Below are 16926 nucleotides of genomic sequence, written 5' to 3' on the forward strand. Positions count from 1 at the left end.
TCACTGACCTACGTCAGCGCATTGGGTTTCATCCATTTATTGTATAGCTACAACATATTGTATAGCTACAACATCAATGACTTTGGGTATCTATGTCTGGACATAAATACCTGTGCCTGAATGTGAAAATATCCGCTAAGAAACGAGAAAATATGCTCATCAAGCATTTTATTTCCCTCCCCGAATTAGCCCCCCTAAACCACGGCGTTCCATAAATGCAGCGGTTAGGTGACGCACATCTGTAGTCATCTGAGCGGTTAATACCCGTACCACCAGCGCTTGTGCATCGGACAACTCTATATTACGTAACAGGTATTTGATGCGTGCCACACTGCGACCATTCATACTGAGGTTGCGGTAACCCAACCCAACCAGCAGTAACGCCCCCATAGGATCACCGGCCATTTCACCACATAGACTGACTTGCAGACCAGACTCTGTTGCCTGCATCAGAATTTGGCGAAGCACTTGTAACATCGCTGGGTGGAGGCTGTCATACAGCGAAGCGACCCGGGTATTGTTGCGATCAACGGCCAATAAATATTGCGTCAGATCATTGGTGCCAACCGAGATAAAATCCACCCGAGACTTCAAATAAGGCAGCATGAAAATCATGGATGGAACTTCAATCATCACCCCCAACCGAGGTTGTGGCAGCACATAACCGAGCATTTCCTCGACTTCGCGACCTGCACGGTCAATCAAACGTTTCGCTTCATCAACCTCTTCGATACTGGTGATCATCGGCAATAAAATACCTAAATTACCGGTCCCGGCATTAGCTCTGAGCATAGCTCTTACCTGAATCAAAAAGATTTCGGGCTGATCCAAGGTGATACGAATACCCCGCCAGCCCAGACAAGGGTTCTCCTCGCTGATAGGCATATAGGGTAGCTGCTTATCCGCACCGATATCCAAGGTACGCAAGGTCACGGGCTTGTGTGGATAAAGCTGTAACATGCCTTGGTATTGCGCAACTTGCTCTTCTTCCGATGGGAAACCGCTTTGTAGCATAAACGGTATTTCTGTACGGTACAGGCCAACACCATCGACCCTTCCCCCCAGTAATTGTTCATGTTCTGGGCTAAGACCCGCGTTTAGCATCACCTGGATCCGCTCACCACTTTTCAGGGCCGCAGGTTGCTCAACATCATCTTCAGCCAGTTTACTGAGCTCAATCTCTTCGGTGACCAGCCGTTGGTACTCTTTGACCAGTACCGGCTCGGGATCAACCAAGACTTCGCCGCGATAACCATCAACAATCAACAGCCGCTGGCTGAGTAATGAAGGCTGGATATCCGCCCCCATCACTGTCGGGATGCCCATTGCACGGACCAAAATAGCCGCGTGAGAGTTGGCGGCACCATCACGCACCACAACCCCCGCCAGACGGTCCTGTGGTACCTCTGCGAGCAATGTTGCAGTAAGTTCATCAGCAACCAAGATAAAGCGCTCAGGCCATTGGCTGGCTCCGGAGGTACTGTCATCGAGATGGAACAATAAACGTTGGCCCAATGCCCGCAGATCACTGGCACGCTCGCGCATATAAGTATCTTGCAGACTGGCAAACTGGGCAGCAAACTCCTCAACCACCAGTTTAACCGCCCATTCAGCCACCGCACCGGCATCAATTTGCGCAAATAGCTCACGCTTTAGGCGAGCATCATTTAGCAAGTGGGAGTAGAGATCAAAAATTGCCGCACTCTCTTTTTGTGAACTGGCGGCAAAGCGCTTACTGAAGCGGCGAAACTCAGCCGCAGCCTCTTCCAATGCCTGAGTCAGACGTTCACGTTCAAGGGTGCTATCAAGCGTTGAGGCCTCGTAGACCAGATCAAGCGAAGGCTGTGAGATATCTTGCCAGCCTTCTGCCACCGCCACTCCAGGAGCCGCCGCCAATGCACGGATCCGTGTTTGGCGATACTGACCAAAAATGGCATTTAGCTGAGATTGAGAAAGGATACCTGCCAACTGTGTTGCCAGCGTGACCATGAACGACTCTTCGCTCTCATCAAACTGGCGGTGCTCACGTTGTTGAACCACCAGCACACCAAGCAACTGACGGCGGTAAATGACGGGTACCCCGAGAAACGCCCGATAGCGTTCCTCCTTGACTTGCGGAACATATTTAAAACTGGGATGGCTCTGAGCATCAGCCAGATTAATTGGCTCGGCCAAACGCCCCACCAGCCCAACGATCCCCTCGTCAAAAGCCAGCGTAATAGTACGCCCACGGGGCTTTTTCAGCCCCCTGGTCGCCATTAGGTAGTAACAACGGCGGTCATTGTCTGCCAGATAAATCGAACAGACTTCCGTGTCCATCGCCAGACAGGTTTCATTGACCAACAGCTCTAACGCCTCCGTCAGGCCAGTTGCCATCGCCACTTTCTCAACTACTTCTCGCAAACGCATGAGCATGATCGGCTTAACTTAACCTCTTTTACGGCGATAAGCGGGCGGTACCCGTGGAGGAGCGATCTCCTGCACAGGCATTACGGTTGCAGCAAATTCTTTCATTACACGACGGTAAACATCACGTTTAAAAGACACCACCTGACGAACCGGATACCAGTAACTGACCCAGCGCCAGCCATCAAATTCCGGTGTACTGCTACGTTGCATATTAATATCGGCTTCGTTACACATTAACTGTAGTAAGAACCACCGCTGTTTTTGGCCGATACACACCGGCTTTGTATCCCAACGCACCAAACGCTTTGGTAATTTGTAACGCAACCAATTACGGGTTGAAGCCAGTATCCGAACATCTTTTTTGTTCAATCCTACTTCTTCAAAAAGTTCACGGTACATCGCCTGCTCGGGTGTTTCACCGGGATTTATTCCCCCTTGAGGAAACTGCCAAGAGTGCTGTCCATAGCGCCTGGCCCACAATACTTCACCCTGCCGATTACAAATTACAATACCCACATTCGGGCGGTAGCCATCATCATCGATCACCGGACTACCTCGATAAGCTCAAAACTCAAAGATGCTCTGATTGTTTCACACTAGCAACAGGCGGTAAACCACTGCTTATCAGCCGACTAAACCTGATAACTTTGGGATAACTCACAGATATTGGCAAAGTTATAAACACCCCAAGGAGCGGACTTCATATTTTATTCACTTTTTCTGTGGATATAGGTGTGCAGAACTCAAGGAGAAAGCGGGTACAACTCATTTTAATATAAAAACACGTCAAAAAATAAAAAATAAAAAAACCATTAATTTCAACAGAATAACAGGTTTACTACAGGGATATATTGCATGGTAATGTGATCTATATCCGTTTCCGATCGGGTGCTGTCTAAAGATCCACCAATGTAGTTTTTATCCACAGATAATGGGTTTAAGTTACACAAAAAAGAGTAAAACTCGCAAAAAAGTCTATCGTCAAGGCTGTAAATTGAACCAGTATTCATAATTTACTGAGGTTATCCAATAAATCTGTGGATAAATAGGTATAAGATCCTGTTCATTATTGCTGTCAACGGGTGCACAAGATAACCAAAATAAGAATATTACCTAAGGGTAGGAACAGAAAACTTCCTTTAAATCATGCTATTATTGCTATCTGTTTCACTGGATTATAATGCTTGAGCAGTCATTTTTATTTGAGCTTACTTTTTAACCACTTTTAGCGAGTTTTTCCGAATGTCTGTTTACTCTCTACCCCCTGCCCCCCCCAGTGATGAACATCAACTTTTTCAACGTGCGCAGGCATTGTCTGGTTTTACCCTTGGTGAATTAGCGACACGTGCCCAGTGGGTCATCCCAGCAGACCTAAAACGCGTAAAAGGTTGGGTTGGGATGCTGCTGGAGTTTTATCTAGGTGCCAGCGCTGGCAGTAAACCAGAACAGGATTTCGCCGATATCGGCATAGAGCTGAAAACCATCCCAATCAGTGCACAAGGAAAACCACTGGAAACGACATTCGTCTGTGTGGCACCACTCACCGGGAATAGCGGTGTCACCTGGGAAAGCAGCCATGTGCGTCATAAGCTTGCCAGAGTGTTATGGGTGCCCGTCGAAGGTGAACGTCATATTCCGTTAGCAGAACGCAGAATCGGTGCTCCGCTGCTGTGGAGCCCTAATGTAGAAGAGGAAGAGTTACTGCGCCGCGATTGGGAAGAACTCATGGATCTGATTGTTTTGGGTAAAGTCGAAAGCATCACGGCCCGCCATGGTCAGGTGTTACAATTGCGCCCCAAAGCAGCCAATAGCCGGGCATTAACAGAAGCAATCGGCGAATTTGGGCAGCCTATCATGACCTTGCCACGTGGTTTTTATCTGAAGAAAACACTAACCGCTCCGATGCTGGCTCGTCACTTTTTGCTATAATCCAGTCATTCCTATTATGGTCATTAATTCATTACACTGATTGATACGTTAATAATGATTAATACGGTAGTCGTGATTAATTAAAGCGGAATGTTCTATATCTCGCTGATACTTTATATCCCGTTTTTTCCCCCCACTTTTACTTTGCGCTCTTCCCCCTGCCCCGGCGCTTCGTTATAGTCGAATAAGGTAGGTTTGACTTATACCTAAATCATTGGTGTTGAGTAAACGCAGCTAACAACGCTGCAACATCAAAAGCGAAGGGTATGGCCTGACAATTTCAGACACAAGATTCAGACACAAAGGAAGGTCGGCAATGCAATATCATCGTATCCCCCACAGTTCATTGGAAGTAAGCCTGCTGGGTCTGGGCACCATGACGTTTGGTGAGCAAAACAGTGAAGCCGATGCCCACGCTCAACTGGATTATGCCGTTGCAGCCGGTATTAACTTGATTGATACCGCAGAAATGTACCCGGTGCCTCCAAGGCCAGAAACTCAGGGATTGACTGAGCAATATATTGGTAGCTGGATAAAAGCACGCGGTTGCCGCGAAAAAATTATTTTAGCCAGTAAAGTCTCCGGGCCATCACGCGGTGATGATCAACCCATTCGCCCGAATATGGCATTGGATCGAAAGAATATCCGCATCGCGCTGGAAGAGAGCCTTAAGCGCCTTAATACCGATTATCTTGATATTTATCAGTTACATTGGCCTCAGCGGGAAACAAACTGTTTCGGTAAGCTGAATTATCGCTATAGCGAGCAAACTGCCGTCGTGACCTTGCTGGAAACACTGGAAGCCCTGAACGAGCAAGTACGGGCCGGTAAAATTCGTTATATCGGGGTATCCAATGAAACACCATGGGGTGTCATGCGTTATCTGCAACTGGCAGAAAAGCATGATCTACCGCGTATCGTCTCTATTCAGAACCCTTACAGCCTGTTAAACCGTAGCTTTGAAGTGGGTCTGGCAGAGATTAGCCAGCACGAAGGCGTTGAGTTATTAGCTTATTCCAGCCTGGCTTTTGGCACACTGAGCGGCAAATACCTTAATGGCGCGAAACCTGCCGGTGCACGCAACACCTTGTTCAGCCGTTTCACCCGTTACTCTGGGCCACAGACCCAATTAGCGGTGGCTGAATATGTGGCGCTGGCAAAACACCATGGGCTGGATCCGGCGCAGATGGCTCTGGCCTTTGTGCGACAACAGCCGTTTGTTGCCAGTACGCTACTCGGCGCAACGTCGCTGGAACAACTGAAAAGTAATATTGATAGCCAAAATATCGTGCTGAGTCAGGAAGTACTGGATGCACTGGAAGCAATCCATACCCGCTATACCTTCCCCGCACCTTAAATCTTGTCGTAGCCCTTACCTAATATGAAGGCCGCTGATGCGGCCTTCATAGTATTGACAAAATGCCCACGACGGAGAGAAAAATAGTTTCATTTTGGTCAACGATGTAATTGTTGATGTCAGTATTTAGTGGGTGAAACTGGTATGGGAAATCTCAGATGGAATTGTACATATATATTATTACTGCCATGAAAAAGATGCGTTATCAGGGCTAAATGTTAATCTCGCTTTGCTCCATTGTTTTCCTTCAAGGGCTTGTTCTATACATTGGGCAGGATATAAGTCATCTGCAGGTTGGAAATTCTGATACTCAGAATCAGCGGCTATCTTAAATTTATGAGAAATGTCTAGCCTTCGTTTTCCGTCTTCAGTCTGGCACTGGATACATTCAATAAAGGCTTCATAAAATTGGTCCGGTAAGCCTTCAAGCATACATCCTTGCGCCCAGACAAGTAATTGCTCAGGAGTGTGCTTTGTTAACTCGTTCGCTGTGGAAGTTGAGGTTAAACGGTGAAGTGTATTAAACAGACTCTTGGTCATTATTATATCCCTGTTCAGAAATTGCTTAAAGGAGACGGCATGCCGGTTTTTAAATTTCACAAGCAAACATTTTTAATCTTTAATCAACAAAAACAAGTGGCTTTATCTAAAGAATATAAATCTCAGGTGAAGCAACTCATTGAAATTAATATAATCGATATTTCAAAAGGCGATATTTGTCAGCAGTCTGAAGGATCTCCTTGAGATCCTTTCAGATGACAGACGAATCATATCATTCAGGCTGACGCGTTTTCTGGCGCTGTTGCCGCCACTGCCAGCCCCATAACAGAGCAATAGCCAGCGCGAATACCACACCAAAACCGACACCTACCGCCACAACAGGGGCACCTAATTTGACCACTAGCGAGTAAAGCCCCAACATAAACAGCATCGCAGTATTCTCGCCCAAATTCTGTACGGCAATAGCATTCCCAGCCCCAACGCTGTGTTTACCACGCTCCTGTAGCAGCGCATTGAGTGGGACCACAAAGAACCCCCCCAAAATCCCAATGATAATCAACAGCAGATAAGCCATCGGCATACTGTTTTGCAGGGAGAATATGGTGACCATCACGCCAATCAGCACGCCAGCCGGTAAACAACGCTTCACTGTTTTTAGCGTCACAAAGCGGGCGGCGGCACCCGCACCCACCACAATCCCAATCGCTACCATGGCATTTAACAAGGTTGGTGTCGCATTATCGGCAATGCCAAGCGCCACAGGGACCCAAAGCACTAACAGGAAGCGCAACGTCACACCTGCGCCCCAAAACAGGCTGGTACCCGCCAGTGAGAAGCGAGTTTCGCTATCCTGCCAGAGAAGACGACAAGCGGTGAAGAAGCTGCCTGTCATCGCCCGTGGACGCCATGAAGCGCCTGAACGTGCTGCGGCCAAACGTGGAATAAATAAATTGGCTATTACCGCAATCGCATAGACCAAGGCGCAAACCCCTAATGCGGCCATTAAATGCCAGTCTGCCAGTATCCCCCCGGCAACCGAGCCAAGTAAGATCGCGGCGATCGTCGAGGCTTCCATCATTCCGTTTGCTTTCACCAACTGCTCACCAGAGGTGATTTCCCCCAGAATGCCATATTTAGCTGGTGAATAGGCTGCCGCTCCCACCCCAACCAGGCTATACCCCAGAAACGGATTTAAACCAAAACAGATAACCAAAGCGCCAGCCAATTTCAAACCATTAGCCACCATCATTACCCGGCCTTTGGCGAAACCATCGGCAATCTGCCCGACGAACGGTGCCAGAACAATATAAGTCGCGACAAATGCCATCTGTAAAATGGGTTGGCTCCAGTCGGGATAAAGTTGCTGTTTAATCAATGCCAATGTGGCAAACAGCAGGGCATTATCCCCGAAAGCGGAGAAAAACTGAGCACAGAGTACCGCGACCATGCTCCGAGATAACAAAGGCTTATCTGCTAATACGTCCTGACTCATACGCTCATCTCCGGATCTTGTGCCATTTTGCCCAACGTGACGAAGTCAGGTTTACCGCTGCCTAATAAGGGGAGAGCTTTCACGACCCGGATATCGCGCGGCACCGCCAGTTCAGGCACACCACTTTCCCGTGCCGCTTTGATTAACCGTTCACGGGTTATCTCACTGTCAGTGGTAAACAGCACCAATGCTTCACCTTTCGCACTGTCAGTTTTAGCCGCTGCTGCATGTTGCCCTTCCGGTGAAAGGCTTATTGCCAATTGTTCAACGCTCTCCAGTGATACCATTTCCCCAGCCAACTTAGCAAAACGTTTCACCCGGCCACGGATCGCGCAGAATCCTTGTTCGTCGAGGGTCACAATATCACCGGTGTCATACCAATTAGCTTCAAGTTCACCCTGAGCATTTTCTGCTGATGGCTGCTCCAATACACCGGGATTCTCTACCCGTAAGTAACCACGCATAATATTAGGGCCGCGTAATTGTAAGCGGCCACCTTGAGCAATCCCCGGTACGTTAATCAATCGGGCTTCCATCCCCGGTAAAATGCGCCCTACCGTGTTCACTTTAGCCGCCATTGGTACGTTAATCGCCACAACGGGCGCGCACTCGGTTACGCCATACCCTTCCAGAATACGGATACCAAATTTATCCTGCCAAATCTGTTTGGTGCTTTCAGCCAACTTTTCAGCGCCAGCAACCACATAACGCAAGCGGGCGAAATCATATGGATGGGCAAAGCGCGCATAATTCCCCAAGAATGTTGAGGTACCAAATAGCACGGTACAGTTACGGTCATATACCAGTTCAGGTACCACACGATAATGCAGCGGACTAGGGTAAAGGAATACTCGGCTGCCGGTCATCAGTGGTGTGAATAATCCAACCGTCAGGCCAAAAGCATGAAACAGCGGCAATGATGACATAAAGCGATCACGCGGCGTGAAGTCAGCAATGGTTCGGATTTGTTCGACGTTAGCCAGCAAACTGGCATGAGAATGCACCACGCCTTTAGGGTTACCTTCCGATCCGGAGGTAAACAAGATTAACGCGCTGTCATCAGCTTGCTGCGGCAACATCGCTCTGCGCGGGCAGCACAAGTGGAATAAGATCCACAGCTTATCAGCCAGTGTCACCGTGTCTTTTAAATCTTCCAGATAGACCCAGCTCACCTCATTGACCTGTTCCGGCAGGTGTGTCAGTTTGCCTTTCTCCAAAAACTGGCGCGAGGTGACGATGGTTTTAAGTGAAGCCGCAGTGATAGCACTCTGTAGCCCTTTAGCGCCCGAGGTGTAATTGAGCAGTGCCGGAATTCGCCCACGTAACGATGCGCCAAAAATAGCAGCCGCAGTAATGGTGGCATTGGGCAGCAACATCCCGACATGCTCACCCGGCACGGTAAAGCGTTGCAAAATACGGCTCACACCGAGCGTTTTCTTCAGTAGCGTCTGGTAGCTGTCCTCTTTAAATGCGACATCTTCAATGCAAGGTTTAAAGCGACCATAGCGGGTTTGTGCCGATAGCAACGCTTCAAATAGCGTTTCCTGTGGCACCGTGGCCATGCGGGCCGCCATCATAATGGTATGCAGGTGCTCACCGGCCAGAACTCGCCGTTCGCGCGAGCGTGGCGCTTGTGGCATAGGAATGGTGGTGGCCGGTAACACATGAATACTGATTTTTGGGAACCAGCGTGTTTTTAGCACGCCCTGCAATCGCCCAAAATGAGTAAATTCAGGGCCATCTAAACGGATAGGGACCACCGCCGCACCTGATTTTGCCGCAACAAATGCCGCCCCATCATAAATTTTCATCAAGGAACCGGTCACGGTGATGCGCCCTTCAGGGAAAATGACTACCGGCCTCCCCTGTTCGACCATTCTGACCAGATGTTTAATGGCCATCGGGTTGGTCGGATCCAGCGCAACAAAATCCACATGAGGCTTTAGCCAACGCATATACCAGGTGTCAGTAATACTGGTATAGACAGCAAATACTGGCTTGATCGGTAGAAATAGCGCTAATAAAGCACCATCGAGGAAAGAGACGTGATTGGGCGTAATAATTAATTTTTCATGCTTAAATTGGTCGGTGACACCATCAATGGTGACACGGAATAACCCACGAAAAAGAGCACGCAATAAGCGATAAGCCATGTCTATATCCCTATAACTCAATGAATTTGAAAAATAGAGAATACTATAATAATGACTGATGTGTCGTTAATAGCACACGAACAATGTGGTTAGGAAAGCGTACCTAAAAAAAAACCTACGCATCTGCGTAGGTCGGTGCAAATAAAAAACGATCTTTGATATACAGCGAATGTTGATTATTCACCAATTAATACCTCTGGGATCACTACTGTAGCGGGTTCGGTGAGAGCACAGCCAGCAAGGAATCGCAACATTTACGCGCAAAGTGTAAGCAGGAGTGACCATTGTCAGGAAAGCGAAATAAGTTTGTAATTCATTAATATATAAATGAGGTAAACCGTGAGTAGCATCGCATTTCAGCCACCAGAGAAATACATTCCCGAGTGGCTTTTTGGCGAATATACCCTAAATAATTCGAGTTACAGGAAGGCGGCAAACGAAAGACAATCTACTCATAAAGCGCCACCTCGACCAAACAGCTCATCGCATTTGGGCCTTGAGTCAATCGAGATGTCACAATATCCAGAGTCAATACATTTGGGTTACCGGATTGTTCAATTTTATGCCGTTTGCCCCCAAAACCAGGTTCAAACCAGGCTTCGGTTGCCATCAATACTACCCCACGGGTAACCCCATCAGTAATACTGACCCCCGCCAGACAGTGACCGCGTAAGTTGCTAACCTGGACCTGACTGCCTTCGGTAATATCACGGCTGGCCGCATCCAGCAGATGCATATACAGCGTTTCACGACCTGCGGTTTTATTGCTCTGAGCCAGTGGGGCGGCATATAGTCATTTTTGGCGATGTCGCGATAGCAAACAAACGCGACAAGCCATCCTGCTAATCTCCTTTTCTTTGGTTTTTCTTACTAAGTTGCGACCATCCCCCCTTGCGGGCAATCCTATTTTCCGCAAAACTGAGTGATGTAAGCGGTTACCCTGAGGATCTCTAAAACAAAAATGGCCACTATAAAGGATGTTGCCAAGCTGGCGGGGGTTTCCGTCGCAACGGTATCTCGTGTTATAAATCATTCCCCCAAAGCCAGTGAAGCATCACGCGTGGCAGTGTGCAAGGCTATGGAACAACTGCAATACCACCCAAATGCCAACGCCCGAGCATTGGCGCAACAATCGACAGAAACGGTCGGTATGATTGTGTCTGATGTATCGGACCCCTTCTTCGGTGCGATGGTGAAAGCCGTCGAACAAGTCGCGTATGCCACCGGTAATTTCCTGTTAATTGGCAACGGTTACCATGATGCCGAAAAAGAGCGTCAGGCCATCGAACAACTCATTCGCCACCGCTGCGCTGCGCTGGTGGTACATGCCAAAAAATTATCCGATGACGAACTGACGTCATTAATGGAACAAATTCCTGGCATGGTGTTAATTAACCGCACCTTACCGGGCTTCGAACCCCGTTGTATCGCATTAGATGACCGCTATGGCGCCTGGCTGGCAACTCGCCATCTCATCCAGCAGGGGCACAAACGGGTAGCGTTCATTTGCTCCAATCATCAGATTTCTGATGCGCTTGACCGGATGCAAGGCTATTTGGATGCGTTGAAAGAATTTGATCTCCCGGTTGATGAGCGTTTAATTACCTACGGCACCCCCGACGAACTCGGCGGTGAGCAGGCAATGACCGATCTACTCGGCCGTGGTAAACACTTTACCGCGGTAAGCTGTTATAACGACTCAATGGCGGCCGGGGCGTTATCGGTTCTCAGTGATAACAGTATTGATGTGCCACAGGAGATTTCACTCATCGGTTTTGATGATGTATTAATCTCCCGTTACTTGCGCCCACGCCTGACGACAATCCGTTACCCAGTCGTTGCGATGTCCACTCAAGCCGCTGAGTTGGCGCTCGCATTGGCCAACAACACACCGTTACCCGAAATTACCAATATGTTCAGCCCAACGCTGGTTCGCCGTCACTCGGTGGCCAGCCCGCCAAGCCTACGGGATGACGCCGATTAAACGCGTTCCAAGTCAATCAATTCTTCAATAGTTTGACGGCGGCGGATCAAGCGCGGTTGGCCCTTTTCAAACAGCACTTCAGGTAATAACGGGCGGCTGTTGTAGTTAGATGACATCGAAGCGCCGTAAGCGCCCGTATCATGGAAGACCAGATAATCGCCAATGACCGCAGCAGGCAGAGCAAGGGTCTCCACGCCTCCGCCCTCTTGCTGAGTGAAGACATCGCCAGATTCACAAAGTGGGCCAGCAACCACGGTATCAATCAGCGGAACTGACGTCAGGTCGCGCCCATCCGCAGGAAGCAATGAAATATGGTGATAACTGCCATACATCGCTGGGCGCATCAGATCGTTAAATCCGGCATCAACCAAGACATAATGCCGGCGCCCCATATCCTTAACAGCACGAACCTGAGCGATCAATACACCTGACTCTGCGACCAGGAAGCGGCCTGGTTCAATTTCAAGGCTAACCGGGTGGCCCAAATGAGCAGCAATTCGCTCTCTGGCGCTATTCCATAACCCATAATAGTGTTCAGTATCAATCACATCATCGCCAAACTGATAGGGGATCGATAACCCACCGCCAGCGGAGATAGCACTGATATCCTGCCCTAAGGTAATCACTTGCTGAACCATGGCATCACAGACTTGCTCAAGGTGTTGATAATCGACACCTGAGCCAATGTGCATATGAATCCCCACCAGTGTTAAACCATAGTGTTCAATCTTCTTGATTGCACGAGGGAGTTCTTCATGCCAAATGCCGTGTTTGCTGTTTTCACCGCCAGTATTGGTTTTCTGGCTATGCCCATGACCAAAGCCCGGATTGACGCGCAGCCAAACAGGGTGACCCGGAGCCTGCTGCCCCAGTTGATCCAACATATCGATAGACCCGGCATTTACCGGGATATTCAATTCAGTAACACGTAATAATGTCGCTTGATCCAGTAAATCAGCCGTGAAGACAATTTCGGCAGGTTCCTGCCCTGGTTGATAACCCGCGTGCAATGCACGCTCGATTTCACCCAAAGATACCGAATCAACCTTAACGCCTTGCTCACGCATCAGGCGCAGAATATGGATATTCGAACAGGCTTTTTGCGCGAAGCGGATAACATCAAAATGGCGTAATTGATTAATACGCTCAGCAATAATATCACCATCATAGGCCCACACCGGGCAACCAAAACGCTCAGGCAAGGCAATCAGATTTTGGGCAGTCAGTGCTGAAGAACTGTCATTCAGTGCGCGTGGCATAGGTATTTCCTAATTGTGTTAGCCATTAATGTTCGAGCTCATCAATGTGCTGAATAATGTACCAAATAATATCTAAATAATGAGCTGCGAAAATGACTCCGCGAATACCTCATTATTAACATTGTGGATTTGTTAGGAAAATATCTATTTACCCTTAGTCTATTCATTTATGATATGGGTTGAATTGATCAGTTCACGTTTCAGGAGTGTAAGAATGCCTGCGATTTCCTTACGACAAATCGAGATTTTTCATGGCGTCATGACAACGGGCAACCTGACTGAAGCGGCGTTGTTACTGCAAACATCACAACCGACCGTCAGCCGTGAATTGGCCCGCTTTGAGCAATTGGTGCAACTCAAGCTTTTTGACCGGGTACGTGGCCGCCTTTATCCTACCGTGCAAGGGCTGCGGTTATTCGAAGAGGTTCAGCGTTCATATTATGGTTTGGATCGTATCAAACAGGCAGCTGAAGGTATCCGCCAATTTCAACATGCCCAACTCTCCATTGCCTGCCTGCCCGTCTTTTCTCAATCGTTACTCCCCGCGGTATGTAAACCCTTTATTGACCGCTATCCAGAGGTCAGCCTGAATGTCATTCCGCAGGAATCGCCATTATTGGAGGAGTGGCTTTCAGCCCAACGTCATGACTTAGGGCTAACAGAAAATACCCAAACACCCGCGGGTACCCAACGCCATACCCTTATGACGGTCAATGAAGTTTGCGTATTACCTGCCGATCACCCGTTGCGAGAGAAATCGGTGCTGACACCACAGGATTTCAGCGGGGAAAATTTTGTCAGCCTGTCAGTCACCGACAGTTACCGTCAGCTATTAGATAACCTGTTTGCGGAGGAAAGGGTCACCCGCCGATTAGTTATGGAGACCCACAGTGCAGCATCTGTTTGCGCCATGGTGCGTGAAGGGGTGGGGGTATCGATAGTCAATCCCCTTACCGCACTAGATTACCTTAGCAAAAGCTGTGGCTCGGGGGTTTGTGTCCGGCCATTCAGTGTCGACATTCCTTTTACCGTTAGCTTAATTCAGCCATTACATCGCCCATCATCCACCTTGGTCGATACGTTTGTCGGGCACTTAAAACAGCAGACAACGCTTTTCCAACAGCGTCTGGCAACAGTCATTGCCCCTGCGTGCTAAGCCATTTTATTCCCAATAGTACGCGCGCGGGAAAACGTAAATAGACACAGCAACAAACCCATGACCGCCAGTGCCGCGGCGGCCAGCGGCACCGCCGTCAAACCAAGACCTTTGGCAATCACAACGCCCCCGACCCACGCCCCTAAGGCATTGCCCACATTAAAGGCCGCAATGTTCAGCGTTGACACCAGATTAGGGGCTTTTTTACCATAAGCGACGACATTAATTTGCAACGCAGGCACTGCGGAAAATGCGGCTGCTGACCATAAAAATAGTGTAACTTCCGCCGCCAACAGTGAATAACTGGTCCAACTAACAAGCTCCCAGTCAGACAATATCCACCCACACTCAGTGGCAGGCAGATCAATTTACCGCCAATAATGATTCATTAATGGACACGGTGTAGTGAGTAGAATTAAGAGGTAAGACAATCAAAGTCACTGCTTCAGGTAAAGAGAGAACGGTGATCTCAAGTAACAAGGATATTACATAAATTGACGAATCATAACCAGTTAATGAATGACGTTATAAATAGCCTGGTAAGTAAAAACACGTTAATTCACACGCAACGTATATGAAATAATCAATAACTCGATGCTATCGCTGATAATAAAAATAGGTTTGATGATGTAACAAACCTGTTAGCTCTATTATCGACAGCACTTCATATCGATAGCACTTCATATCGATAGCATCTCACTTCATTGTCGATAACCACTGAGGATTTGTGGCAAACCACTCAACCAAAAAATCCAGCATCGTTCTTAATGTGGTTGGCATTTGTCGGCGCGAAGCATAAATACCATAAATACCCATAGCCTGCGGTTGATAATCTGGTAATAACTTAATTAACTCACCACGGACAATATACGGTGCTACAGAATAGATCGGCTGCAAGGTGACACCCGCGCCCTCTAAAGCTCCACTCAGTAAAACTACTGATTCATTCGCACTCAAATTGCCACTGACGGCAACAGATGATTTCACCCCCAACCGATCAAAATGCCATAAACTCTCACCGAAGTAGGAGTACGTCAGGCAGTTGTGTACCGTTAAATCTTGTGGGCTTTCGGGAATACCTTGGACAGATAAATAAGCGGGTGAGGCACAGACGACTGAATAACAAGTTGAAAGAGGACGAGCAATTAAGTTGGGATCTAATTCATTCGTAATCCGTAGCGCCAGATCAATACGTTCTTCAACTAAATTGATCGCCCGGTTATTCATCTGTAAATCAACAGCGACCTGTGGATAACGGCGTAAATACTCAGCAACCGCAATAGCCAGAGCACTCTGCCCAAGAGATTGCGAACAACTGATACGTAGCAAACCGCGCAACTCTTCACTTTCCTGCCCCTCAACCAGATCCATATCCTGAGCAAACTCAAGCATACGTCGGCAGCGCTCAAGCGTCGCCTCACCGGCATGTGTCAGGCTCAATTTACGGGTTGTCCGATGCAATAAGCGCGCCCCCGCCCATTGCTCCATCTGAGCCAGATAGCGTGTCACCATTGCCCTAGACATCTCCAAAGCCTCTGCGGCGGCGATCATACTCCCCCGCTCCACAATCGCGACAAAAACCTGTGCTGCGGTGACTCTATCCATGATTGGCTCGATTTATGCAACAAATAATTGCTCATTATCGGGTTTTTCTATCGATATATGCAATCTATTATCTATCACATACCCCACGACCAACAGGACATCAAACATGTTAAATAAAACGCTATTACAAATCACCTTTACAAGCCTCGTGGCTTTTTCCACCATCACCACAGCAGCCACCACTGAACCGTTGAAAATGGAAGTCTATAACCCTGGCGAAAAAAGTATCTTCCCAGTGTCTTCTGAAATTATCAGTGGAAAAACCGAAGTGGTGCTGATTGATGCGCAATTTCAGCGTAATGATGCCGAAGCCTTGGTAAAAAAAATCCAACAAAGCGGTAAGAAATTAACCACCATTTACATCAGTCAGGCAGACCCCGATTTCTATTTTGGTTTGGATGTCATCGCTAAAGCCTTCCCACAAGCTAAGGTGATCGCAACACCACAAACTATCGAAGAAATTAAGGCAACCAAAGACGGAAAAATGGCTTATTGGGGCCCCATTCTGAAAGAGAATGCTCCCACAGCCGTGATTATTCCACAGCCTCTACAAGGCAAGAGCTTCACCGTAGATGGGCAACAAATTGAAGTTGAAGGCTTAGATGGCCCATCACCTGAGAAAACCTTTGTCTGGATCCCATCACTGAAAGCGGTGGTTGGTGGTGTCGCCGTTTCCGGTAATATCCATCTATGGGTTGCGGATACCCAAACCCCAGAGTCACGCGAGAATTGGCTAACAACGCTGGAAAAAATTAAAGCACTCAAACCGGCGATCGTCGTCCCAGGGCATTTCCTCGGTAACGCCCCACAAACTTTAGAATCGGTGACATTTACCCAAAACTATTTAACGACGTTAAATACGGAAATTCCTAAAGCAAAAGATTCTGCTGAGCTGATCGCAGTGATGAAGAAGCATTACCCTGAACTGAAAGACGAATCAAGTTTGGAATTAAGTGCAAAGGTATTGAAAAACGAAATGAAATGGCCTCAGTAAGAATCAGCACATGTAATAGAGAAATAAATGCAATAAAACGGCAAACATCATCAAACGGTAAGTTGAATCAGTCGTAAATTGAATTGC

Annotated in this window: 12 protein-coding genes and 3 pseudogenes; 6 read left to right on the forward strand and 9 right to left on the reverse strand. The window is 48.0% G+C overall.

Annotated elements, in window-relative coordinates; translation table 11 throughout:
- Window positions 1-168: 168 nt before the first annotated feature.
- Both ptsP and rppH read right to left on the reverse strand, forming a co-directional pair.
- Window positions 169-2415, reverse strand: a complete 2247-nt coding sequence (ptsP, locus tag AC971_RS08245) for a phosphoenolpyruvate--protein phosphotransferase (RefSeq protein WP_025381024.1) — start codon at window positions 2413-2415, stop codon at window positions 169-171.
- A 12-nt stretch (window positions 2416-2427) separates the two neighbouring features.
- On the reverse strand, window positions 2428-2955 hold the full coding sequence (gene rppH, locus AC971_RS08250; protein WP_025381025.1) for an RNA pyrophosphohydrolase: 528 nt from the start codon (window positions 2953-2955) through the stop codon (window positions 2428-2430).
- Window positions 2956-3651: 696 nt separating this feature from the next.
- Here rppH and mutH point away from each other — a divergent pair.
- Window positions 3652-4338 (forward strand): DNA mismatch repair endonuclease MutH, encoded by a 687-nt coding sequence (mutH, locus tag AC971_RS08255; protein WP_025381026.1) that lies wholly within the window; start codon window positions 3652-3654, stop codon window positions 4336-4338.
- A 316-nt stretch (window positions 4339-4654) separates the two neighbouring features.
- Window positions 4655-5695 (forward strand): NADP(H)-dependent aldo-keto reductase, encoded by a 1041-nt coding sequence (locus tag AC971_RS08260; RefSeq protein ID WP_025381027.1) that lies wholly within the window; start codon window positions 4655-4657, stop codon window positions 5693-5695.
- A gap of 180 nt (window positions 5696-5875) precedes the next feature.
- Here AC971_RS08260 and AC971_RS08265 read toward each other — a convergent pair whose 3' ends face one another.
- Window positions 5876-6127: a hypothetical protein gene (locus AC971_RS08265; RefSeq protein ID WP_025381028.1), complete on the reverse strand. Its 252-nt coding sequence runs from the start codon at window positions 6125-6127 to the stop codon at window positions 5876-5878.
- Between the two features lie 192 nt (window positions 6128-6319).
- Between AC971_RS08265 and AC971_RS25085 the strand changes: the two are divergent.
- Window positions 6320-6412 (forward strand): annotated as a pseudogene (locus tag AC971_RS25085) (hypothetical protein); the annotation flags it as partial.
- Window positions 6413-6467: 55 nt separating this feature from the next.
- On the opposite strand, the gene lplT reads toward AC971_RS25085, so the two are convergent.
- The 3 genes and pseudogenes from lplT to AC971_RS08285 form a co-directional block, all read right to left on the reverse strand.
- Window positions 6468-7688 carry a lysophospholipid transporter LplT gene (gene lplT, locus AC971_RS08275; RefSeq protein ID WP_002209842.1) on the reverse strand — a complete coding sequence of 407 codons (1221 nt, stop codon included), beginning with the start codon at window positions 7686-7688 and terminating at the stop codon, window positions 6468-6470.
- Window positions 7685-9841, reverse strand: coding sequence for a bifunctional acyl-ACP--phospholipid O-acyltransferase/long-chain-fatty-acid--ACP ligase (gene aas, locus AC971_RS08280; RefSeq protein ID WP_025381030.1), 2157 nt, complete (start codon window positions 9839-9841; stop codon window positions 7685-7687). The genes lplT and aas overlap by 4 nt, the downstream gene beginning before the upstream one ends.
- 448 nt (window positions 9842-10289) lie before the next feature.
- A pseudogene (locus tag AC971_RS08285) lies at window positions 10290-10625 on the reverse strand (molybdopterin dinucleotide binding domain-containing protein); the annotation flags it as partial.
- Between the two features lie 177 nt (window positions 10626-10802).
- On the opposite strand from AC971_RS08285, the gene galR reads away from it, so the two are divergent.
- Entirely contained in the window at window positions 10803-11825 is a 1023-nt protein-coding gene (gene galR / locus AC971_RS08290) for an HTH-type transcriptional regulator GalR (RefSeq protein WP_025381032.1), read from the forward strand.
- On the opposite strand, the gene lysA is transcribed toward galR, so the two are convergent.
- A complete protein-coding gene (gene lysA / locus AC971_RS08295) occupies window positions 11822-13084 on the reverse strand; it encodes a diaminopimelate decarboxylase (RefSeq protein ID WP_025381033.1) in 1263 nt (420 codons plus the stop codon). The genes galR and lysA overlap by 4 nt on opposite strands.
- 214 nt (window positions 13085-13298) lie before the next feature.
- Between lysA and AC971_RS08300 the strand changes: the two genes are divergently transcribed.
- On the forward strand, window positions 13299-14240 hold the full coding sequence (locus AC971_RS08300) for a LysR family transcriptional regulator (RefSeq protein ID WP_025381034.1): 942 nt from the start codon (window positions 13299-13301) through the stop codon (window positions 14238-14240).
- Here the strand turns inward: AC971_RS08300 and AC971_RS08305 are convergent.
- Both AC971_RS08305 and AC971_RS08310 read right to left on the reverse strand, forming a co-directional pair.
- Window positions 14237-14560: pseudogene (locus AC971_RS08305) on the reverse strand (MFS transporter); the annotation flags it as partial. The gene AC971_RS08300 and the pseudogene AC971_RS08305 sit on opposite strands and share 4 nt — an antisense overlap.
- A 376-nt stretch (window positions 14561-14936) precedes the next feature.
- The gene (locus AC971_RS08310; protein ID WP_025381036.1) at window positions 14937-15845 is read right to left on the reverse strand and encodes a LysR family transcriptional regulator; all 909 of its coding nucleotides are present in this window, start codon (window positions 15843-15845) and stop codon (window positions 14937-14939) included.
- A gap of 106 nt (window positions 15846-15951) precedes the next feature.
- Here AC971_RS08310 and AC971_RS08315 point away from each other — a divergent pair, with 106 nt between their 5' ends.
- Window positions 15952-16839, forward strand: a complete 888-nt coding sequence (locus AC971_RS08315; protein WP_025381037.1) for an MBL fold metallo-hydrolase — start codon at window positions 15952-15954, stop codon at window positions 16837-16839.
- Window positions 16840-16926: the final 87 nt, after the last annotated feature.

This window comes from Yersinia similis (assembly GCF_001053095.1).
Classification (GTDB): domain Bacteria; phylum Pseudomonadota; class Gammaproteobacteria; order Enterobacterales; family Enterobacteriaceae; genus Yersinia; species Yersinia similis.